Annotated in this window: 20 protein-coding genes and 3 pseudogenes; 11 read left to right on the top strand and 12 right to left on the bottom strand. The window is 68.3% G+C overall.

Features of this window, described 5'->3' with window-relative positions:
- The first annotated feature begins 327 nt into the window (after positions 1–327).
- On the top strand, positions 328–1,800 hold the full coding sequence (ltrA, locus tag OG370_RS32990; RefSeq protein ID WP_328460845.1) for a group II intron reverse transcriptase/maturase: 1,473 nt from the start codon (positions 328–330) through the stop codon (positions 1,798–1,800).
- A gap of 23 nt (positions 1,801–1,823) precedes the next feature.
- Positions 1,824–2,348 (top strand): transposase, encoded by a 525-nt coding sequence (locus OG370_RS32995; protein WP_328470717.1) that lies wholly within the window; start codon positions 1,824–1,826, stop codon positions 2,346–2,348.
- A 221-nt stretch (positions 2,349–2,569) separates the two neighbouring features.
- On the opposite strand, the pseudogene OG370_RS33000 reads toward OG370_RS32995, so the two are convergent.
- A pseudogene (locus OG370_RS33000) lies at positions 2,570–2,809 on the bottom strand (ISL3 family transposase); the annotation flags it as partial.
- A 119-nt stretch (positions 2,810–2,928) separates the two neighbouring features.
- Entirely contained in the window at positions 2,929–3,558 is a 630-nt protein-coding gene (locus tag OG370_RS33005; RefSeq protein WP_328470719.1) for a TetR/AcrR family transcriptional regulator, read from the bottom strand.
- Positions 3,559–3,702: 144 nt separating this feature from the next.
- Between OG370_RS33005 and OG370_RS33010 the strand changes: the two genes are divergently transcribed.
- The 5 genes from OG370_RS33010 to OG370_RS33030 all read left to right on the top strand — a co-directional run bounded on the left by OG370_RS33010 (position 3,703) and on the right by OG370_RS33030 (position 7,248).
- Entirely contained in the window at positions 3,703–4,335 is a 633-nt protein-coding gene (locus OG370_RS33010) for an FMN-dependent NADH-azoreductase (protein ID WP_328470721.1), read from the top strand.
- Between the two features lie 215 nt (positions 4,336–4,550).
- Positions 4,551–5,189, top strand: a complete 639-nt coding sequence (locus OG370_RS33015) for an NADPH-dependent F420 reductase (protein ID WP_328470723.1) — start codon at positions 4,551–4,553, stop codon at positions 5,187–5,189.
- A gap of 255 nt (positions 5,190–5,444) precedes the next feature.
- Positions 5,445–5,933 carry a cupin domain-containing protein gene (locus tag OG370_RS33020; protein ID WP_328470725.1) on the top strand — a complete coding sequence of 163 codons (489 nt, stop codon included), beginning with the start codon at positions 5,445–5,447 and terminating at the stop codon, positions 5,931–5,933.
- Positions 5,934–6,566: 633 nt separating this feature from the next.
- On the top strand, positions 6,567–6,941 hold the full coding sequence (locus tag OG370_RS33025; protein WP_328470727.1) for a DDE-type integrase/transposase/recombinase: 375 nt from the start codon (positions 6,567–6,569) through the stop codon (positions 6,939–6,941).
- Between the two features lie 97 nt (positions 6,942–7,038).
- Positions 7,039–7,248: an integrase core domain-containing protein gene (locus OG370_RS33030; RefSeq protein ID WP_328470658.1), complete on the top strand. Its 210-nt coding sequence runs from the start codon at positions 7,039–7,041 to the stop codon at positions 7,246–7,248.
- A gap of 192 nt (positions 7,249–7,440) precedes the next feature.
- On the opposite strand, the gene OG370_RS33035 is transcribed toward OG370_RS33030, so the two are convergent.
- From OG370_RS33035 to OG370_RS33045, 3 genes are read right to left on the bottom strand one after another with little or no spacing between them, the layout of a single operon-like run.
- On the bottom strand, positions 7,441–7,944 hold the full coding sequence (locus OG370_RS33035; RefSeq protein ID WP_328470729.1) for an SRPBCC domain-containing protein: 504 nt from the start codon (positions 7,942–7,944) through the stop codon (positions 7,441–7,443).
- A gap of 32 nt (positions 7,945–7,976) precedes the next feature.
- Positions 7,977–8,471, bottom strand: a complete 495-nt coding sequence (locus tag OG370_RS33040; protein ID WP_328470731.1) for an SRPBCC domain-containing protein — start codon at positions 8,469–8,471, stop codon at positions 7,977–7,979.
- Between the two features lie 51 nt (positions 8,472–8,522).
- Complete coding sequence (locus OG370_RS33045) at positions 8,523–9,455, bottom strand: NAD-dependent epimerase/dehydratase family protein (protein ID WP_328470733.1); 933 nt, start codon at positions 9,453–9,455, stop codon at positions 8,523–8,525.
- 135 nt (positions 9,456–9,590) lie between these two features.
- Between OG370_RS33045 and OG370_RS33050 the strand changes: the two genes are divergently transcribed.
- From OG370_RS33050 to OG370_RS33065, 4 genes and pseudogenes are all read left to right on the top strand, one after another.
- Entirely contained in the window at positions 9,591–10,529 is a 939-nt protein-coding gene (locus OG370_RS33050; RefSeq protein ID WP_328470735.1) for a LysR family transcriptional regulator, read from the top strand.
- 510 nt (positions 10,530–11,039) lie between these two features.
- Positions 11,040–11,768, top strand: coding sequence for an SDR family oxidoreductase (locus tag OG370_RS33055; RefSeq protein ID WP_328470737.1), 729 nt, complete (start codon positions 11,040–11,042; stop codon positions 11,766–11,768).
- Between the two features lie 80 nt (positions 11,769–11,848).
- Positions 11,849–12,472 carry an NADPH-dependent F420 reductase gene (locus OG370_RS33060; RefSeq protein ID WP_328470739.1) on the top strand — a complete coding sequence of 208 codons (624 nt, stop codon included), beginning with the start codon at positions 11,849–11,851 and terminating at the stop codon, positions 12,470–12,472.
- Positions 12,473–12,898: 426 nt separating this feature from the next.
- A pseudogene (locus OG370_RS33065) lies at positions 12,899–13,403 on the top strand (transposase); the annotation flags it as partial.
- Positions 13,404–13,520: 117 nt separating this feature from the next.
- Here the strand turns inward: OG370_RS33065 and OG370_RS33070 are convergent.
- From OG370_RS33070 to OG370_RS33100, 7 genes and pseudogenes are all read right to left on the bottom strand, one after another.
- Positions 13,521–14,168 carry a CoA transferase subunit B gene (locus tag OG370_RS33070; protein ID WP_328470741.1) on the bottom strand — a complete coding sequence of 216 codons (648 nt, stop codon included), beginning with the start codon at positions 14,166–14,168 and terminating at the stop codon, positions 13,521–13,523.
- A complete protein-coding gene (locus OG370_RS33075) occupies positions 14,168–14,950 on the bottom strand; it encodes a CoA transferase subunit A (protein ID WP_328470743.1) in 783 nt (260 codons plus the stop codon). Before OG370_RS33075 ends, OG370_RS33070 begins: the two co-directional genes overlap by 1 nt.
- 70 nt (positions 14,951–15,020) lie before the next feature.
- Positions 15,021–15,776 (bottom strand): SDR family NAD(P)-dependent oxidoreductase, encoded by a 756-nt coding sequence (locus OG370_RS33080; RefSeq protein ID WP_328470745.1) that lies wholly within the window; start codon positions 15,774–15,776, stop codon positions 15,021–15,023.
- A pseudogene (locus OG370_RS33085) lies at positions 15,773–16,744 on the bottom strand (fumarylacetoacetate hydrolase family protein). Before OG370_RS33085 ends, OG370_RS33080 begins: the two are co-directional and overlap by 4 nt.
- Positions 16,745–16,833: 89 nt before the next feature.
- On the bottom strand, positions 16,834–17,772 hold the full coding sequence (locus tag OG370_RS33090) for a VOC family protein (RefSeq protein WP_328470747.1): 939 nt from the start codon (positions 17,770–17,772) through the stop codon (positions 16,834–16,836).
- A 4-nt stretch (positions 17,773–17,776) separates the two neighbouring features.
- Positions 17,777–18,787 (bottom strand): amidohydrolase family protein, encoded by a 1,011-nt coding sequence (locus tag OG370_RS33095; RefSeq protein ID WP_328470749.1) that lies wholly within the window; start codon positions 18,785–18,787, stop codon positions 17,777–17,779.
- Entirely contained in the window at positions 18,784–19,917 is a 1,134-nt protein-coding gene (locus OG370_RS33100; protein ID WP_328470751.1) for an FAD-dependent oxidoreductase, read from the bottom strand. Before OG370_RS33100 ends, OG370_RS33095 begins: the two co-directional genes overlap by 4 nt.
- Between the last annotated feature and the right edge of the window lie 30 nt (positions 19,918–19,947).

Here is a 19,947-nt window from a genome sequence, read left to right on the forward strand (position 1 = left end):
GGCGGTGCGCAACCCGTCGGATATCGGCGGGTAACTCCTGGGCCGGATAGGACGGCTGGCCGGGAGACCACGGTGAAGTGCTGCGGGGTAGCCGTGGTGATGCCGCAGGGACAGAGTCGGGCTCCTCCTCCGTCGAGCGAATCACAGTGAACACGGGAACCATCCGGGTCCTGCCACCCGGCCGGGCCGCCAACCCGACCGGGCGGCTGAGCGCACCGACCGCAGATCGGGCCGGGATGGGGCGGAGCCGTCGTAGTACTCCGAGCCGGGGAAAGCCCGGCACATGGGGAAGGACGGCAACGGTTTCGAGAAGGGAAGGAGGCTGCAATGTCGAAAGACGCGTCGGTGAACATCGGCGCCGCGAATGCGATGGACCCGGTGGGGCCGCGCGCCCGGGTATCGAGGATGCAGGCCAAGCTTCACCGTTGGGCGGCGGCCGACTCCGGCCGCAGGTTCGACGACCTGTTCAACTTCGTGCACGACCCGGCGACGCTGCTGGCGGCGTTCGATCGGGTCGCGGGCAACACCGGCGCGAAAACTCCTGGAGTCGACGGCCTGACCGCCGCCGATATCGAGGAGGGCGTCGGTGTGTCCGGATTCCTGGACGACCTGCAAACCCAGCTGAAAGACGGATCGTTTCGTCCGCTTCCGGTGCGGGAGCGTAAGATCCCCAAGCCGGGCGGCAGCGGCAAAGTCCGGAAGCTGGGGATTCCGACCATTGCGGATCGGGTCGTTCAGGCGGCGCTGAAGCTCGTGCTGGAGCCGATCTTCGAGGCCGGCTTTCTGCCGGTCTCGTACGGATTCCGGCCGAAGCGAAGGGCACACGACGCGGTCGCGGAGATTCAGTATTTCGGCACCAAAGGCTACCGCTGGGTGCTGGATGCGGATATCGAGGCGTGCTTTGACTCGATCGACCACACGGCCCTCATGGACCGAGTGCGGACCCGGGTGAAGGACAAGCGCGTGCTGCTGCTGGTCAAGGCGTTCCTCAAGGCCGGGGTGATGACTGAAACCGGTCACTTCGAGGACAACCCGACCGGCACGCCGCAGGGAGGCATCCTGTCCCCCCTGCTAGCCAACATCGCCCTGAGCGTGCTCGATGAGCATGCCCATGGCCCATGGCGGCCGGGCGGGACGATGGCCAGCCCCGTAAGTCGCGCCCTCCGTCGCCGGAGGGGATTGCCGAACTGGCGGATCATCCGCTATGCGGATGATTTCGTCGTGCTCGTGTTCGGCAGCCGTGACGATGCGGAAGTCCTGCGCGAGGAAATTGCTGATGTGCTCGCGCCGCTGGGACTTCGTTTCTCCGAAGCCAAGACCCGCGTCGTGCACATGAGCGAAGGGTTCGACTTCCTTGGGTTCCGCCTCCAGTGGAAACGCAAGCGAGGTACGGACAAGTGGTACGTCTATACCTTCATAGCTGACCGGCCCATCCGGTCCTTGAAGGACAAGATTCGTGCCCTGACACACAGGTTGTCGCAACAGCCACCCAGGGACGTGCTGAGACGGCTCAACCGGATCATGCGCGGCTGGTCCAACTACTTCAGATATGCAGTCGCGAAGAGCACCTTGCAGACTCTCGCCATTTTCGTCTGGCGGCGGATTGCCCGGTGGTGGATGCGGCTGCACCGCTGGAGCTGGACCGACCTGCGAAGGCATCTCACCGACCACACCGGCCGGTGGCTGATGCCCTCATCGGACGGGATCGAATTGTTCAACCTCGGCCGGGTGCCAACCGAAAGGTACCGGTACCGCGGCAATAAGATCCCGAACCCCTGGATCCTGGCCAACCACGCCTGACGGCAGAGACCGTGGAGAGCCCGGTGCGTGGAAACGCGCACGCCGGGTTCGGCGAGCGGTCCGCAGAAACGGACCGGTGGCAACACCGGCACCGCGCTGCGGGCCGACTCACCCACCCCGGGGCCCAGTTGCGGTTCACCGACGCTGACGGCCTCCGGCTCACCGCGTTCGCCACCAGCACCACCGACATCCCCATTGCCGCACTCGAACTGCGGCACCGCCAACGCGCACGGGCCGAGGACCGTATCCGTGCCGCCCGCGCCACCGGCCTGCGCAACCTGCCCCTGCACGACACCGCGCAGAACCAGATCTGGCTGGAGATCGTCCAGATCGCCCTCGACCTGCTGGCCTGGCTGCCCATGCTCGCCCTGACCGGAAAAACCCGCAGGTGGGAGCCCCGCCGGCTCCGGCTCCGCCTCTTCTCCGCCGCCGCCCAACTCGTCACGACCGCCCGTCGCCGGCACCTGAGATTCGCACGCCACTGGCCCTGGACCGAGGTGATAACCGAAGCCATCGCCCGGCTCGAAGCTCTCCCGAACCCCGGCTGACCAGACTGCTCCCGCCCCTGCGAGCAGCACCACCCCGACCGGAGCCGTGGAACCCGGCGCCACCCGACGCGACAGCCGGGCCATCAACGTGCCCACCACCAGCCCGAACAACCGAAACGGCCCGCCGAAGAAACCGACGGACCGTCACGAAAGATCGAGGCTAGTCGGGGTGTGTCCAGTTAACGGCCCTGTCCCACTTTCGGTGGTGACGGAACGTGCCGCTATCCGGGGAGGATGCGGTGGTGAAGAAGGGTGAAGTCCGCCCGTCTGTGCATCTGGCGCGCGATCCGCTCGGTCTTCGTATTGACGCCTTCGGTGGGGCCGTCGCCGTACGGAAGCGTGAGCGCGGCGATCACGGCGTCGCGGTCCAGGCCCCGGGCGAAGGAGTGCAGATGAGGCAGACCTACTGCGCGGACCTGGACGATCCAGCGTGAGAGCCCGTCGGCATTTCCTTCGCGAGGCGAGGTCCGCGATGGGGGCGGCCAGTTGCTGGACAACCTTGCAGGTCAAGGAACTCAGGACGCGACCGGCGCCCCTAAGGTACCGCGCTCGGCGAGCCCTTACAAGTTCCCTGAGTCGCTCATTGAACCTTCAAGACTTGTTCGACAAGTGACTCCCAGCTGTCGGCCAGCGCGACTGCTCGGCGAGCCGAACCTGCGGTGGCGTTCTCCGCGGGCGCCAGGTACATCACGAAGGGGCCCTCGAGGGCTGCGGCGAGCTGCATTGCCAGGCTGTCGATATCGGCGGTGTCCAGGAGGCCTTCGCGCCGGGCTTGCCCGAGGAGCATCCGGATGTGGGTGGTCGACATCCCTCCGGCGGCGATGGTCACCTGCTGGTTGCGATCGAGTGCGGCGCGCTCGATCGCATGATGCTCGAGCAGGAATTCGATGCGCGCGCGGCCGTAGGCGACCAGCCGGGCGATCACGTCGGCGCCGGGACCCAGTGGCGGCGGCCCGTAGAGCACCTGCTGCTGGAATGTGCGGTCGGCGTCGTCGAGCAACGCGGCGAAGATCCCGGCTCGGCTGCCGAAACGCCGGAAGACGGTTCCCTTGCCCAGTTGGGCCCGCTCGGCCAGTGCGTCCATGGTGAGCCGTCTCACGCCGCTTTCGGAGATCATCTCGCGGGCGACCATCAGCAGGTGTTCGCGGTTGCGGGCGGCGTCGGCACGCTCGGCACCCGGAGGACCGATGGGCAGGCGGAAGGCGTTCACGGTCACACACCCTACCCGAGCGGAATATTATCCGGGGTGAAGTCCGTTTGGGGTAAAGTCCGCTTGTGATGGTGCGAGGCGCCAAGACCGCTTCGCGACCTGCGCCGCCCCAGGCGCAGGCAAGACCGACCAAGGAGTTCCACCATGACTCTGTTCCGACTCGATGCCAGCATCCTGCCCGCGGCCTCCGCCAGCGCCGAGATCGCCGACGTAGTCGAGGCGAAGTGGACGGCAGCGCATCCCGGCGAGAAGGTGGTGCGCCGTCATCTGGGCGCCGACCCGCTGCCGGCCCACATCTGGGCGAGCGCCACCGTCGCCGGCTTCACCCCGGAATCGGAGCGCACCCCCGCCCAGCGTGAGGCGCTCGCGAACGCCAGGGACCTCGTCGAGGAGCTGGCGTCGGCCGATGTCGTCATCATGGCCGTGCCGTTCTACAACTTCGGCGTCTCCCAGCACTTCAAGACGTGGGTCGACCTGGTGATCGCCGCCGCCGGACCGACCACGCCCGTCCTGAAGGGCAAGCCGACCGTGCTGGTCACCGTGCGCGGCGGCGGCTACGGCCCGGGCACCCCGCGCGAGGGCTGGGACCACTCCACCCCCTACCTCAGGCGCATCCTCGCCGACGTCTGGGAGGCCGACCTGACCGTCATCGAGCGCGAACTCACCCTCGCAGCCACCACCCCCGGCATGGAAAGCCTGCGCGATCTGGCCGCCGAGCTGCGCACCAGGGCGCTCGAGGAAGCCGACAAGGTCGGCACCGGCATCGCCACCATCTGAACCGAGCCGACGGCACCGGGATCCCGCACAACAACGGAGACCGCTCGCGTGCCTGGGGCGGATCCCTCGCCGACCTCTGGGAAGCCGAGTTGACCGCGACCGAGCGCAACGCCCTCGTCGGCGTCAACCGCGCGGCCCACGCCCTCGACCGTGCGCCTGACCCGGCGCCGGCGAGGAAAACCGAAAGATCGAGAAGAAGAAGGAGAGCACACCTCATGAGCAGGATCAGCATCATTGGGACGGGGAACATGGCCCGCGCCCTGGGCAGCCGCGCACTCGCGGGCGGCAACGCGGTCGAGGTCATCGGCCGCGATGCTTCCAAGGTCGACGCTCTGGCCACGGCGATCGGCGGCGCTACGGCGGGGACGATCGGCGCGGCCCCGGCCGGCGACATCGTCATCCTCGCCGTGCCCTACGCCCACGCCGTACCGCTCGTGCGCCAGTTCGGCAACGCGCTGGCGGGCAAGGTGATCGTCGACATCACCAACCCGTTCAATCCCGACCTCACGGGATTGATTACGCCAGAGGGCAGTTCCGCCGCGCAGGAGATCGCCAAGCGCGCTCCCAAGGGAGCGCACGTCGTCAAGGCGTTCAACACCGTCTTCGGCCACGTGCTGGCCGCCCACACGCCGGAGGATCCCCGCCCGCTGGACGTGTTCATCGCTGGCGACGACGCCGAGGCCAAGGCGCGCGTGTCGTTGTTCGTCGAGAGCCTCGCGCTGCGCCCGCTCGACGTCGGCGACCTGACGAGCGCCCGTTGGCTCGAAGGAACGAGCGTGCTGTTGATGCGCGCCATGTTCGGCAAAGCCGTCCACAGCAGCAGCTTCTCCATCGGCCTCGCCGTCCGCGACTGACCATACGCACCTTCTCCAGCGTGAATGTCCTGATCAAGCAGAATCCGCGACTGCATCGACTCGTGGAAGCGAACCCTGATGCTGAACTGGAAATGGAGTCTTTCCGCAGCCCCCCGAAGCGGCTACGGAGAGACCCGCCTATGAAAGGCAAGTCACCAAGGAGTCAGCCATGTCGGCATTCGTATTCGTAAACCGGTTGCAGGCCAAGGCGTTTGTGTTGCACGTAAATTCCGCTTCCGTTCAGAAGGGAACCTCGTGAGCTACCTGCCAAATGGGGCGATCGTCCTACCGGCCGGCGAGGGCCGGCCGATCCCCGGCGACGGCCTGCTGATACCCAACTTGGTTGGCAAGGTCGCCGCCGACCAGGGCTCCGGCTCCATCGCTGTGATGGAGGGGACGGCGGAGCCCGGCTTCGGGCCCCCTCTTCATATCCATCACAGCAGCGAGGAGCTTTTCTATGTCCTTCAGGGCCAGATGGACTTCCAGATCGGCGACCAGCGGGTAAGCGCCAGGCCTGGCACGCTCGTCATGGTGCCGCGCGGAACGGTCCACGCGCCCCGGGTGGTCGGACGCGAGCGGGCGAGGTTCCTGGTCATGTTCGCGCCCGCCGGCCCGGACGGGCTGTTCTACGAGATCGCCGCGCTCGCTCAGGAAAATGGCGGGACCATCAATGACAATGACTCGCGCATCGAGGTGCTTGCGGTCAAGTACGATACCGAGCATGTCGGGCCCCCGCTTCAGTAAATCAACGAGAGCACCCACCCACAAAATCAACGAGCCTTGACAATCCCTCCGCGCCTGGGATTGTGCCGGAGTCGTGACGCGAAGCCGTGTTCGGCATTGGCCTCGGAGCCAAAGTCGGGGTCGCTGCCACGCTTGAAGCCGGGCGCGGAGACCGTCAGCGCCATCGAGCGTGCCGCCCGCCCCTCAACTCTATTGGCCGGGAGCCGTCTCAACGCGCATGTCCAACTGCCCGTGGTCGGGCCCATGGCCAGCACTGGATACGGTGACGCCCTGGACACGGCGATCACCGCGTTTCTCCAGGCTAGAACACCAGTCCCGGACGAGTCGAAGACGAAGACGGGGCCGGTGATGGGGATCTCCGAAATTCCCCAGGCGCGCTCAAGTTCCCCACTTGGTTGCACACTCAACGAGGGGTCGGGGCCGCCCGCTCGTTGAGTGTGCGGGCCGTGCCGATCGGTCAAGGGCGCCTTCGGCGGCGCGTTGCGCTGGGCTCCGCCCACCCTGGACAGCTCGACCCGCCCCTGGAACTGGCTGGCTATCGGCCGGCCCCTCCGCTGTGTCGCCCGACCGCAGATCAGCGCGGCGCGGGTGGGGAACTGCAGTGAGCGGGTCTGGGGAGACCCTGAGCAGGGGGTGGGGAATTTCAAAGAGCCCTATCACCGTGCGGCGGGTGATCGCGGTCGGCGGCTGCGGGCGGCCAGGACCACCACAGCGTGGTCCTGGCCCAGTGGCAGGTCGCCTCCAAGAGCACGGCGGCGTCGCACGACAGTTCCGGAGCCGTCGGCGCCGCGCCCGCCGGACCTGGTCGACCGGGACTTCACCGCGAGCCGGCCGGACCAGCTGTGGGTCGCCGACATCACGTATGTCCGCACCTGGTCGGGCTGGGCGTATGTGGCGTTCGTCCTGGACGGGTACTCCCGGATGATCGTCGGCTGGAAGACCCCGGCCGAGGTCTTCGAGGAGCAGCTACGCTCACTACAGCAGCCCGGTGTTGCAGCGACCGGTTGAACTCGCCCGATACGTATCAATTCGGTACACCGGCCGACTCGCCGACCTCGGCGCTTCCGCCTCCGTCGGGTCCGTCGCTGACAGCTGCGACAACGCCATGGCCGAGGCCCTGAACGGCACGTTCAAGGCCGAGTTGATCGAGATGCAAGGCCCCTGGAAGGACATCGACCAGGTCGAACGGGCGATCTTCCAGTGGATCACCTGGTACAACGAGGAACGGCTCCACTCCGCACTCGACTACGTGCCGCCCGCCGAGCACGAACAGGGCTACTGGCGACGCCAGGAACCAGTCCCACAGTCTGCCTGAAACAAGATCACCGGACTCTACGAAACTCGGGGCAGCTCAAAGTGCCTCCGACGGTGGCAGGAAGAAGGACTTCGACAGTCCTCATTTTTGCCGGTCAGAGGCACCTTTCGCTTGCCTGACCACCGATCAGGCAGCCCCCTCCGTGAAAGCCCGAGGTCAGGGGACTTGCCCACGCCCGCGTGTGTATGCGTGTCAGGCCGCGGGTTTCGCGACCTCTGCTTCTGCGGCACGGGCGAGACGTTCGACCCAGTCCTGGTGATAGCGGTAGAGCGCACCGGGGTGCTTGTGGCCGAGTTCCTCGAGGAAGAATGGGCCCTGCTGCGTTTCCTCGGTCAGCACGTGGCAACCATTTTTCGTGGGCGTGATCACCCAGCCGTGGTACGCGCTTGAACCGGTTTGGTCGCCGTCGACTGTCGTCTCCCACGAGAGCCTGGTGAAGGGCTCATGCTCCGTCACGTTGAGAGTCATGGGAAAACCCACCGTCACCCGGCTGTACGTGGTTCCGAGCTCCAGTAGTGTCTCATCGCCCAGGATCTTGACCTGATCTTCGGGAGGAAAGTAGCTCGACCAGTTCTCGGCATCGACGAGCAGCTTCCATACCACTTCAGGCGGCGCCTTCACGTCGATGTCGTTGAGCGCGTAGAGAGCCGAAGTTTTCGGGTCGTACCGTCGGGGCCAATTCACCTTGTCGTACATTCGCGGTTCCTGTCCAAACGTGTGGGAGAGTGTCAGCCGGCGCGGTTGTCACGCTCGGCCGCTACCTTGGCGAGCGCCGCGAGAAGGTTCTCGTGTGTGCGCCAGAAGACTTCAGGATCCTGCTTCGCCAATTCGATCCAGAGCGGGCCCTGCATGGTCTCCTCGGTCCAGAGGTGGCTTCCCCTCGGCGTGGGTGTGATGATCCAGGCGTGGTAGGCCTTGGATGCTTCCGACGCCTTGGGGCGACCTCCCCAGGCGATACGTGTCACAGGTTGGAATTCCTGTACGGATGCGAAGACGTCCTGGCCGGCCAGGTTCGTTTCGAATCGGGTTCCGAGGTGCAGCGATTCATGGCCGTCAAGTAGCTGGACATGTTCGACGCCCGGGTAGAAGGCGGGCCAGGTTCGGGGGTCCACGAGCAGGGACCAGATCGTTTCGGGAGAAGCTTCGACCTCGAGCTCGTTGGTGAAGTGGATCGGGGAGCGACTGGGGGCCATGGCCTCCGGCCAATTTATCGCTTCAAACACAGAAGTCTCCAGATGGCTCTTGACGTATGCCGGTTGAACGTGGGCGGCGCTTCACGCGCGGCTGACGGCCACCGAGTTCCTGACGGCCTCCAGGCCGGTGGCGTGGGAGGCAACGGGCTCGTATCCGAGTTCGGCCACGGCCTTGTCCGTCCGCAGGGTGCACTGCTGCCCGAGGAACCACCGGGCGGGGACGGGGACTTCGCGGGCGGCTGTCTCGGCGTCCAGGTCGGGGATCGGGACACCGACGCCATGGATCTCGAACTGGGTCTCCAGGAACTCGCGAAGGGAGACAGGGTGCCGGTCGGTGACGAAGTAGGCCTGACCCGGTCGGCCGCGCCGCCATCCGAGCATGAGTCCCTCGACGGCGTTCTCGACGAACGTGACGTCGGTTGTGTGCCGGCCTCCGCCGATCCAGGCGAACTGCCCGGCCTTCGCCGCCGCCGCCAAGCCTTCGACGAGGAAGCTGCCGGGACCCCAGACGAACCTCGGGCGAATCGACACCGTGGCGAAGTCCGCGGTGTTCGCGTCGAGCACGATCTGCTCGGCCACGGCCTTCACCGCACAGTAGGCGGCTTCGGAGTCGGGTCGCAGCGGCGCGGTCTCGTCGACGTCCACGAGCGGGTCACCGGCGAGGAGCGCGGCTTCGCTCCCGCAGTGGACGAACCGGGAAACCTGCGCGTGGCGGGCCGCATCGACGGCTGCTTGGGTACCGTGGACCGTCACAAGCTCGTGGCGCTCACGATCAGCGGTGATGTCCGTCTCCGCAGCGAGGTGGAACACCACATCACTGCCCGTCACACCGTTGCGCCACGTGGTCGGGTCGGTCAACTCGCCCCGCACGGGCTCGGCGCCCAGTGCCGACACCTTCGCGGCCGATGCCTCACTACGGACCAGAACAGCTACCGAGTGCCCCTCCTGCAGGAGCCTGCGTACCAGTACCTTGCCGATGAACCCCGAGCCGCCTGTGACGAATGCTCGTGCCATGAAACTCTCCTCCGTCGAGATCGGCCTCCTCGCCTGCTTCGGGGCGAGAAGGACTCACGGGGTAGAGCGGTCTCCTGTCACGAGCCATTCCCTCGAAAAGATTCATAGATGGAGGGAGTGCGATAATATTTTCGCATGCCTTCTTTCCGGGCGCTGGAGTGCCTTGTCGCGGTCGCGGACTCCGGGTCGGTCACCCATGCGGCCCGGCTGCTTCATTCGTCGCAGCCGGCGGTCTCTCATCAGCTCGCGGCGCTGGAACGCGAGGTAGGAACGGTGCTGCTCCGCCGCGAACCCAGGGGAGTCAAGCTCACTCCTGCTGGGCGCGCCGCCGTCGCGGATGCCAGACGAGCGGTCGAGGCGGCTGCCTCCGCGGTCCGGTCGGCCCGCGCCGTCGGCGAGGCGACCGGGGGATCGCTGCGGTTGGCCTGCGCGCAGAGCCTCGTCTCGGTACTCGCCCCGGTCGTTCGCGAGTGGCACCGCCGTCACCCCAAGGTGACGATCACATTGCGTGAGTCCACGTCGGCGGAAGAGCTTCACGGCTTCGTCGACGCCGACGAAGCGGACGTGGTGTTGATGCCCGCTCCGGTGCCCGACCGCTTCACGGCCACCGTGGTCGCTGAGGAGGAGATTGTGCTGGCGGCGCCAACGGACCATCCCATCACCCGGCAGTCCGTCGTCCACGTAAAGGATCTCGATGGAGTGCGCCTTGTCCACTTCGCTCCGGACAACGGCCTCAGCACGTGGCTTGACCGGTCCCTCACCAAGGCCGGAGTCCGCCCGGAGCCTGTGATGAGGACATCGGTGACTGTCGCAGCCCCGCAACTTGCGGCCGCCGGCCTGGGGGTCGCGGTATGCCCGGTGAGCGCGATCAGCACCGGTTTCCCGGGCGCGGTCCGATCGTTCTCACCACACTGGGTCAGGCAACTCGTGGCGGTCACCTCCACCACACCCGACCCGCTCGCCGCGCGGTTCATCGCCAACATGCGCAGGCACGGCGTGCACGTGCCCCGCGACGTGCGAACTCAACTCGGAGGGGACAACTCGACTCCCGCGAAGGTGCGACCGTCCTCCTGAGGATCGAACCGCCGAGGCGGTAGGCAACCAGGTCGTTCGCCGGCGACCAACAGCGGGGCGGCGTCAGCACCCATCGACTCGGCGAAGGCCGGACCTGGACGCATCGACGCCCGCACGGGCCGGCGTTGCTGCGGCGACCGCCCGGAGGGCGCGCGGGCGCCCTGCCCGACGACGCAGACGAGCCGTGTGGCATCGCTGTCCCACGACGCGGCGCGACTGGGCAGCTCGCACGGCCGGCGGCAACCAGGCGCGCACGGTGGCGGTCCGCAGGCCAGTAGCGCGATCACGGCTTCGTCCTCAGAACTGATGCAAGATCGCCGGTTGGCGGATATGGAGAAGGTGTCGGACGTGGTGGTCAGGCACGCATTCCATCCGCAGATATGAGCAATATCTATCGCAACCCGTCTTTCTATCGATAGTCCGACGGGAAGGATGGCTCCCCGCCGACAGTTGCACAGCGGACAGAGGGCGGGCTCACCGCTCGTCCTGCGCAACTTCGAGGAGCATTCCATGGCGTACTCGCTGAAGCACAAACATGTTCTGATCGTGGGGGGCAGTTCGGACATCGCTGCCGCCCTGGCTTCCGATCTCCTGCGCGAGGGTGCGCGGGTCACCCTCGCGGGCCGGGACATCGAGAGGACGGCTGTCGCGGCGAAGGCCATCGGGGACGCGGTCCGGTCTGTCGCTCTCGACCTGTCGGACGAGGGGTCGGTCCAGGCGGCCGCGGATCAGCTCAGGGCGGTCGGCGCGCTCGACCACCTTGTCAGCGTCGCCACGGAGCGGGCCGGCGGGCCGGTCGCTTCCCTCGAGCGCCGCGCGCTGCTCGCGGCCTTCGATGCCAAGGTCCTCGGACCCATCCTGCTGGCCAAGCACTTCGCCCCGATGATCGCCGAAGAGGGATCGCTGCTGTTCTTCTCCGGCCTGGGGGCGTGGCGGCCGTCATCGGGAGGCGTCGTGATGGCAGCCACCAACGGCAGCGTCAGCGTGCTCGCATCCGCCCTCGCGGTTGAACTGGCGCCTATCCGCGTCAACGCCATCTCGCCCGGGGTGATCACCACCAGCGCGTGGAACACCGCGGTAGCCGACAAGCACGAGCTGTTCCAGCGCGTCGCGGCTTCCGTGCCGGCGCGCCGTGTCGGGGAGCCCTCCGACGTCTCGGCCGCCGCTCGTGCGCTGCTGACCAACCCCTTCATCACCGGCGAGACCCTCCACGTCGACGGCGGAGCGCGCTGGGCCTGACCGCCGGGACGAGCGGCACAGGCGCGACAAGCAGGTCGCGTCCCCACCCCATCTGTCACGACTGAGGAACGAGATACGTCATGAGCGACATCAGCATCATCGGCCTGGGAAACATGGCCCGCGCCATAGGCGCCCGGGCGGTCGCAGGCGGCAACGCCGTCGAGGTCATCGGCCGCGACGCGGCCAGGGCCAAGAACCTGGCCGAAGCCCTCGGCAGCGGCACCACGGCCGGGATGTTCGGCACCGCACCGGCCGGCGACATCGTCATCCTCGCCGTGCCGCACGACAACGCGGCGCCGGTCGTCGCCCAGTACGGCGACATGCTGGCCGGCAAGGTCATCGTCGACATCACCAACGCCTTCAACTCCGACGCCACCGGGCTGACCACCGCTGTCGGCACCTCCATTGCGCAGGAGATCGCCAAGGTCGCCCCCGCCGGCGCGCACGTCGTGAAGGCGTTCAACACCGTCTTCGGCCACGTCCTGGCCCAGGGCCGCCCGCTGGACGTGCTCATCGCCGGAGACGACGCCCAGGCCAAGGCGATTGTGGCGGCATTCATCAAGAGCCTCGGACTGCGGCCGCTGGACACCGGCTCCCTGGAAATGGCGCGCTGGCTGGAGGGAACAGGCCTGCTGATGATGGGCCTGGGCCGCCACGGCGCAGGAACCTTCGACTTCAGTCTCGGCGTCAACACGTCCGCCTGAGCACACCCGCACCCGCGACCCGCCCTCGCCCATGCCAGGCCCCATGCCTGGCGCCTGGGGCCCGGGGCCGAGAAGGGCTGATGCGCACCCGACCCACCCACCATCCCCCCTCAGACGTCAACGTGACTGTCGCATCAGCACCACACCGGATTTCGGAGGCTGCGTCGTCATAAGTCTCGCGAGCCATGATGATCAAACCTGGGACTTCGGCCGTGGTGCCTGCAGACCTAGTCCGTCGGCGTCGCGCGCGGAGCGGGCGTAATGCAGGTCGGCGGACAACCACCTGCGCCACTCCTCGATCTGGTCGACCGCGTGCCGCAGGGTAGCTGTCGCCCGCTTGTTGCCGGGGTTGGTCAGGCGACTGACCGGGCTCTCCAGTTCGACCAACGTCCACCGAATTCCGAGTGAGGTCTGGCCGGCGCTTGACTGCGGCCCGACGCGCCGACCAGCCCGGACCGCCTGTTCAGTGACCAGTTCATTCCCGGCTGGCCGTACTCGTTCGTCGTAGCCCTGGAAACCGTGCGGACGTCGTAGTGCCAGCTACTCGACGCGCAACGGCTCGGCCCCGACGACGATGTCGCCGAAGCCACTGAGACCCAGGTTCGCCGCGTGGTCACCGACCTGATCGCCTAGGGGCAGTGGGATGCCTGTGACGCCGACAGCCTGGTCGTCTTCGACGCCCAGCGCATAGCCCACCTCCTCGACGGCCTCCCCGTTGAGGCCCTGGGGCGCATGCGTGCGGACCGGATGATGCGACGGCCGACACCCTCGCTCAAGGAGTACTCCCTGTCCTATCCCCGGGGCGGGCGACCGCCTTAGCACGGCAAGGAGTTCCGCTTCGCCAGGCCGGATCTGGGGCGAGCCCGACGCGGAAACGGCGAAGGTCACCGACCGCTACGGCACCGCCCAGGCCGCTTCCCGCTGGCGCGTCAGCGAGACCACGTTGATGAGACCTCACGGTCAGTGTTGTCAGTGAGGTGGGCAAGGGCGCCCCCGGCGGCGAGTTGCCGGCGACGGCGTTGCGGACCGGTCCTGGGGCTGGGGACTGTCAGTCAGCTACGAGGCCGTGCACTTTGAGTGGCGCCGCCGTTCGGCGTGTGATGTCGTCGACGCTAGCGCCGGGGGCGGTCTCGATCAGGGTGAGGCCGTCGGGGGAGACGTCGAGGACACCGAAGTCGGTGATGATGCGATGGACGCAGCGTTCGCCGGTCAGGGGCAGGGTGCACTCGTCGAGGATCTTAGGAGTGCCGTCCTTCGCGGTGTGGTCCATGAGGACTATGACGCGACGGGCACCGTGGACGAGGTCCATGGCGCCGCCCATGCCCTTGACCATCTTGCCGGGGATCATCCAGTTGGCGAGGTCGCCGCGGGAGGAGACCTGCATGGCGCCGAGGACCGCGGTGTCGATGTGACCGCCGCGGATCATGCCGAAGGAGAGGGCGGAGTCGAAGAAGGCGGCCCCCGGCCGGACGGTCACCGTCTCCTTGCCGGCGTTGATCAGGTCGGGGTCGACTTCCGAGTCCGTGGGGTACGGGCCGGTGCCCAGGATGCCGTTCTCCGAGTGCAGGACGACATGGACGCCGGGCGGGAGGTGTCCGGGGATCAGGGTCGGCAGGCCGATGCCGAGATTGACGTACGAGCCGTCGGTGAGTTCGGCGGCGGCGCGGGCGGCCATCTGGTCGCGGGTCCAGGGCATCAGGAACGTACCGGCTCTCGTGTCGAAGGAGTGGAAGTCGTCCGGCGCTCGACCCGCTTGGCAGCGGCCTGTTCCGGGGTGAGACGCACCATCCGCTGGACGAAGATCCCGGGGAGGTGGATGGCGTCGGGGGACAGCTCGCCTGGTTCCACGAGTTCTTCCACCTCGGCGAGGGTGACACCGCCGGCCATGGCGGCCAGGGGGTTGAAGTTGGCGGCGGCACGGCGGAAGACGAGGTTGCCGTGGCGGTCCCCGCGCCAGGCGCGCACCAGGGCGTAGTCGGTGGTGATGCCGTGCTCCAGGACGTGCGGGCGGCCGCGGAAAGTGCGGGTTTCCTTGGGCGGGGAGGCCACAGCAACGGTGCCGTCCGGGGCATAGAGCCAGGGCAGGCCGCCGTCCGCGACCTGGGTGCCGACGCCGGCCGGGGTGTAGAAGGCCGGGATGCCGGCCCCGCCCGCGCGCAGGCGTTCGGCGAGGGTGCCCTGCGGGGTGAGTTCCACCTCGAGTTCTCCGGAGAGGTACTGGCGGGCGAACTCCTTGTTCTCTCCGACGTAGGAGCCGGTGACGCGGGCGATGCGCCTGGCGGAGAGCAGCACGCCCAGGCCGTGGTCGTCGACGCCGCAGTTGTTCGAGACGACCTTCAACCCGTGTGCGCCCTGGGCATGGAGAGCGTCGATGAGGGTGCCAGGGATACCGGAGAGGCCGAAGCCGCCGACGGCGAGGGAGGCGCCGTCGGGGATGTCGGCGACCGCCTCTGCGGCGCTGCCGATGACTTTGTCCACGGTGGTACGCGGTCCTTTCAGGGGAGCGGGTGGGGTGATCAGGGCAGGACGGATTCGCCTTCCGCGCGCCTTACGATCCGGCTTCCGTGCGCAGGGCGTCGGAGATCGACTTGGCGCCGCCGTGGGCGGTGTAGCCGCCGTCGACCGGGATCTCGGCCCCGGTGATGAAGGAGGCGTCGTCCGACAGCAGGAACGTGACGAGCGGGGTGATCTCGTCGACGGTGCCGGTGCGGCCGAGCGGGGTCTCGCGAAGGTTGCTCTCGCGGAAGGCGGGGGCGGCCGACGCGGTCATCCCGGTCTCGATGAAGCCGGGGTGGATGGTGTTGACGCGGATGCCGCGTGGCCCGAGTTCGAGTGCCGCGGTCTTGGACAGGCCGCGCAGGGCCCATTTGCTGGCCGTGTACGCGACCGGGTAGTGGGCGGTGAGGGCGGCGGAGGAGCCGACGTTGACGATCGAGGCGCCGGGTGGCATCAGTGGGGTGAGGTGTTGGATGCCCAGCAGCGGGCCGGTGACGTTGACAGCGTGGACGCGGGCGAAGTCGTCGGCGCGTATTTCGTCCAGACGGGCCCGCCAGGTGACGCCCGCGTTGTTGACCAGGCCGTGAATCTGCCCGTATGACTCCCGCAGTTCCGAGGCCAGTTGGGCCCACTGCGTTTCGCCGGTGACGTCGAGCGGGCGGATGCCCGGGGCCTTGGTGACGTCGGTGGCGATGACGCGCGCGCCCTCGCGGGTGAGCGCCTCGACCTCGGCGGCGCCCTGCCCGCGGGCCGCGCCGGTGACGACCACGACCTTGCCGAGAAGCCGCTTGGTGTGCAGGTCGCTCACGGCCGTTCCCGGGAGCGGCGCCTGCCGGTGGGCAGGGTGATGGGGTCGGCGCCGGTGACGACGGTGTTGGAGACCGTGCCGATGCCCTCGGCGGTGAGGGTGACGACGTCGCCGGGCCGCAGCGGGGGCGGGGCCTGCTCGCCGTGCAGGCCCCAGAGTTCTGCGAGGCAGCCGCCGTTGCCGCAGGTGCCGGAGCCCAGGACGTCGCCGGGGACGACGCGGGTGCCGCGCGAGGCGTAGGCGGCCATCTCCTCGAAGGTCCAGCTCATGTTGGAGAGCAGGTCCTTGCCGACGACCTGGCCGTTGACCTCGGCGGTCAGCGCGAGGCGCAGGAAGCCGTCGGCGTCGCGGTACGGCTCCAGCTCGTCGGCCGTGACCAGCTAGGGGCCCAGCGTGGTGGCGGTGTCCTTGCCCTTGCAGGGGCCGAGGCCGACTTTCATCTCGGCGGACTGGAGGTCACGTGCGGACCAGTCGTTGAAGACGGTGTAGCCGATGATGTGGTCGCGGGCCTGCTCGGGCGTGAGGTCGCTGCCCTCGCGGCCGATGACGGCGGCGACTTCGAGTTCGTAGTCGAGGGCGGCCGAGCCCGGGGGAACCGGGATGTCGTCTTGCGGGCCGAACACGGCGTGCGGGTTGGTGAAGTAGAAGGTGGGCGCCGCGTACCACTGCTCGGGCACTCCGGCGACGCCGTCGACGGCCTTGCGTACGCCTTCGACGTGTTCCTCGAAGGTGACGAAGTCGCGTACGGAGGAGGGCTGGAGCGGGGGCAGCAGCCGTACCTGGGAGACGTGCGGTCCCGGCGGTACGTCGAGCGCGGCTGCGCCCGCGTCGAGGAGGGCGGGCAGACCGCCGCCGGAGCGCAGCAGCTCGGTGAGTGACGCGATGCCGGGCAGCGGGTAGAGAGTGCCGTCCGCCTCGACGACGGCGACGCGGGTGCGGTGCTGGTGTGTGTAGGTGGCGAATCGCATGGGGGCTCCTGGCGCGGGCAGGGGCCGGGGGCGCGGAGCGGAGTCAGGGCATGGACAGGGCCGCCGCGCCCCCGGAGCTCGGGGGGGGGTCAGACCGGCGGGGCGACGAACACGCCACGGTCCGGGTCGTTGAAGGACTCCTTGGCGACGATCTCGTTCATCGCGTTGGCGGTGCCCCACTGGTCGGTGACCTCGGGCTGGGAGAAGTCGTAGACGTGCGGGTGCCAGGTGTCCTCGTCGAGGTTCTCCAACTCTGTCGTGTACTCGACGGTGTTGCCGTGCGGGTCGAGGAAGTACGTGAAGGTGTTGTCGCCTGCCATGTGCCGGCCCGGGCCCCAGACCTTCTTGAACCCGGCCCGCATGACCCGGCCGGAGCCGCGCATGTACTCGTCGATGCCGCGCATCTCGAAGGAGACGTGGTGCAGGGCGGTGTGCGGGCCCTGGGCGATGGCCATCGAGTGGTGCTGGTTGGAGATCCGCATGAAGTGCATGACCTCGCCCATGTGCGGCGAGGAAAGCGTGTCGGACAGGGCGAAGCCGAGGTGGCGCTCGTACCACTCCCGTGTGCGGTTCAGGTCGGGGGAGTTGAGGACGACGTGGGAGAGCTTGACCGGGATGGCCTCCTTCTCCTCGATCCTGCGGTGCTGTCGGACCTCGACGTCGGCGGAGACCTCGATGGTGCGGCCGTCGACGTCGAAGAAGCGGAAGCCGTAGCCGCCGCCAGGGGTGTCGACCTCGCCCGGATGCGATATCAACTGCACGTCTCCGGCGAGGAGTTGCTCGGCGAGGGTGTCCACGTCGGCCGTCGACGCCGCCCCGTACGAGACGAGGTCGAGGCGCTTCTCGCTGGCCTTGCGCAGCCGTACGACGTACTGCTCGGGGGAGCCCTCGGCGGCCAGGAAGGAGATCCCGGAGTCCTCGGCGACCTTGGTCAGACCCCAGACGCCGGCGTAGAAGTCGAGCTGCTTGTCGTAATCCGGCACCGCCAGGTCGACGTGCCGCAGGTGGGTGAGCAGACGTCCGCTCATGGGGTCAGTCCTTCCGGAGATGGAGGAGGGCGGCCGCGTTGCCGCCGCGGACGGCGTGGAATGCGGCGTCGGGTAGACGTGCGGCGCGCAGCGCGCTGAGCGGGTCCTCGGTGCCCATGTCGAAGGGGAAGTCGGAGCCGAGCAGCACCCGATCGGCGCCCGCGGCACGCACCAACTCCCTCAGTACGTACGGGTCGTGTACCAGGGAATCGAGGTAGAGACGCTTGAGGTAGCTGCTGGGCAGGTTCACACAGCCGGAACCGGCGTCGGTGCGGGTCGTCCAGGCGTGGTCGGCGCGGCCGATGTGGGTGGGGAGGTATCCGCCGCCGTGCGCCGCGATGACCTTCAAGCCGGGGTGACGGTCCAGGACGCCGGAGAAGATGAGGTGGGAGAGGGCGACGGCGTTCTCGGTGGGCTGGCCGACGGAGTTGGACAGGTACCACTGGTCGAGGCGCTCGTCGAGGGTGCAGCCGAAGGGGTGCAGGAAGACGATCGCGCCGGTCTCCTCGGCGCGTGACCAGAAGGGTTCGTAGGCAGGGTCGGACAGTTCGCACCCCGGGGCGTGGCTGGAGATCTCCACCCCGGACAGGCCCTGCGCCAAGGCGTGTTCGAGCGCGCGCACTGCCTCTTCGGGATGCTGCAGCGGTACGAGACCGAGGCCGTGCAGCCGATCCGGTGCGGCCGAACAGTGCGCCGCGGTTGCCTCGTTGGCGAGCCGGTACACCTTCTCGGCCGTCTCCTCGTTGGCCCAGTAGTGGTAGTGCGAGGGGGACGGACTGACCAGTTGGACGTCCACACCCTGGGCGTCCATCGCCGCGAGGCGGACGGCCGGATCGGTGAGACGGGCGATGCGTTCGCCGATCATCGGGCCATTGACCTGAAGGGCGGCCGGTCCGTTGCGCCGCGCGTCCAGGGCCTTTGCCTCGGCGAGCCCGGGCAGGCCATCCACCAGTGCCTCTATCTCGGGCAGCAGGACGTGGGCGTGCACGTCGACCGTGGGCGGTGTCGTCGTCACGGCAGCTCCCGCAGCATGGTCATGGTGCGGCCCATCAGGCCGGGCACGTCGGCGTCACGGACCCCGTCGAGCTGCCACTGGCCCAGCTGCACGGACGCGTCCACGACGGGCCGTACGCGGGCGATCCGCCGCTCGTAGTACGCCTGGAACAGCACGTCGTCCCAGGCGTCGTCTCCGGTCAGCAACTGTGCGAGGACCCAGGCGTCCTCCAGGGACAGGGCCGCGCCCTGGGCGAGGGTGGGCGGACAGCAGTGGGCGGCGTCGCCGACGAGGACGACGCGGCCGCGGTGCCAGGACCCCTCGACCAGCATCCGGTCGAACCAGGTGTAGTTGACCTGCGTCGGGTCGGTGATCTGCGCGGTGATCTCGGGCCAGTGGCCGCCGTAATGCCGGGCCAGGGACCGCATCTCGTCGGCGTACGTGGTCGGCGGGATGGAGGCGCGGTCTCGGTTGGCCTCGACGACGTACGCGTAGAGCGTGCTCTCGCTGGTGGGGCAGTAGCCAGCGATGTAGGCGGGGCCGCCGTAGGCGAGGTCGGTACGGGTCATGCCTGCCGGGCGGGGCGCCGCGACGCGCCAGATGGCCATGCCGGTGGGTTCGGGCCGGTCCGTGATGCCGATCGCGGCGCGGGTGGTGGAGCCCATTCCGTCGGCGGCGATGACCAGGTCGTAGCGGGATGCGGTGTCGTCGCTGAAGCCGACGGTGACGCCGTCGTCTGCGGACAGGTCCAGCGACGTCGCCCGGAGGCCGAGGCGGACGGTGGCGCCACTGGCGCGGACCGCGTCGATCAGGATGTTCTGCAACTGGGGGCGCTGCATGCCGACGGTGGCGGGCAGGTCGTCACCCCCGGTACGCAGGTCTTCCGCGACGTGCAGGACGGTGCCGTCGGGGGCGGTGATGCCGACCGCGCCGAAGCCGTAGCCAGATCTCTCCACCTGGTCCCACACGCCGAGTTCGCGCAGCACGCGCAGGGCGTTGCCCTGGAGGGTGATGCCGGAGCCCGCGGTGGCGTTCCAGTCGTCCTTGGCCTCGATCAGGTCGACGGCGATCCCGGCGCGGCGCAGCAGGATCGTCGCGGCGTTTCCGGCCGCGCCACCGCCGATGACGAGGACCGTGCGGGGTGTGCTCATGGGGGAACTCCTTCGTTCCGCTGGTGACTT

This window comes from Streptomyces sp. NBC_00448 (assembly GCF_036014115.1).
In the GTDB taxonomy this organism is placed as follows: Bacteria; Actinomycetota; Actinomycetes; order Streptomycetales; family Streptomycetaceae; genus Actinacidiphila.

Excerpts from the sequence above, each read along its gene's own strand:
- ltrA (WP_328460845.1), top strand. The coding sequence starts at position 328 with ATGTCGAAAGACGCGTCGGTGAACATCGGCGCCGCGAATGCGATGGAC.
- OG370_RS33010 (WP_328470721.1), top strand. The coding sequence starts at position 3,703 with ATGACTCTGTTCCGACTCGATGCCAGCATCCTGCCCGCGGCCTCCGCC.
- OG370_RS33015 (WP_328470723.1), top strand. The coding sequence starts at position 4,551 with ATGAGCAGGATCAGCATCATTGGGACGGGGAACATGGCCCGCGCCCTG.
- OG370_RS33030 (WP_328470658.1), top strand. The coding sequence starts at position 7,039 with ATGGCCGAGGCCCTGAACGGCACGTTCAAGGCCGAGTTGATCGAGATG.
- OG370_RS33035 (WP_328470729.1), bottom strand. The coding sequence starts at position 7,944 with ATGTACGACAAGGTGAATTGGCCCCGACGGTACGACCCGAAAACTTCG.
- OG370_RS33045 (WP_328470733.1), bottom strand. The coding sequence starts at position 9,455 with ATGGCACGAGCATTCGTCACAGGCGGCTCGGGGTTCATCGGCAAGGTA.
- OG370_RS33050 (WP_328470735.1), top strand. The coding sequence starts at position 9,591 with ATGCCTTCTTTCCGGGCGCTGGAGTGCCTTGTCGCGGTCGCGGACTCC.
- OG370_RS33055 (WP_328470737.1), top strand. The coding sequence starts at position 11,040 with ATGGCGTACTCGCTGAAGCACAAACATGTTCTGATCGTGGGGGGCAGT.
- OG370_RS33060 (WP_328470739.1), top strand. The coding sequence starts at position 11,849 with ATGAGCGACATCAGCATCATCGGCCTGGGAAACATGGCCCGCGCCATA.
- OG370_RS33070 (WP_328470741.1), bottom strand. The coding sequence starts at position 14,168 with ATGCCCTGGACCCGCGACCAGATGGCCGCCCGCGCCGCCGCCGAACTC.
- OG370_RS33090 (WP_328470747.1), bottom strand. The coding sequence starts at position 17,772 with ATGAGCGGACGTCTGCTCACCCACCTGCGGCACGTCGACCTGGCGGTG.
- OG370_RS33100 (WP_328470751.1), bottom strand. The coding sequence starts at position 19,917 with ATGAGCACACCCCGCACGGTCCTCGTCATCGGCGGTGGCGCGGCCGGA.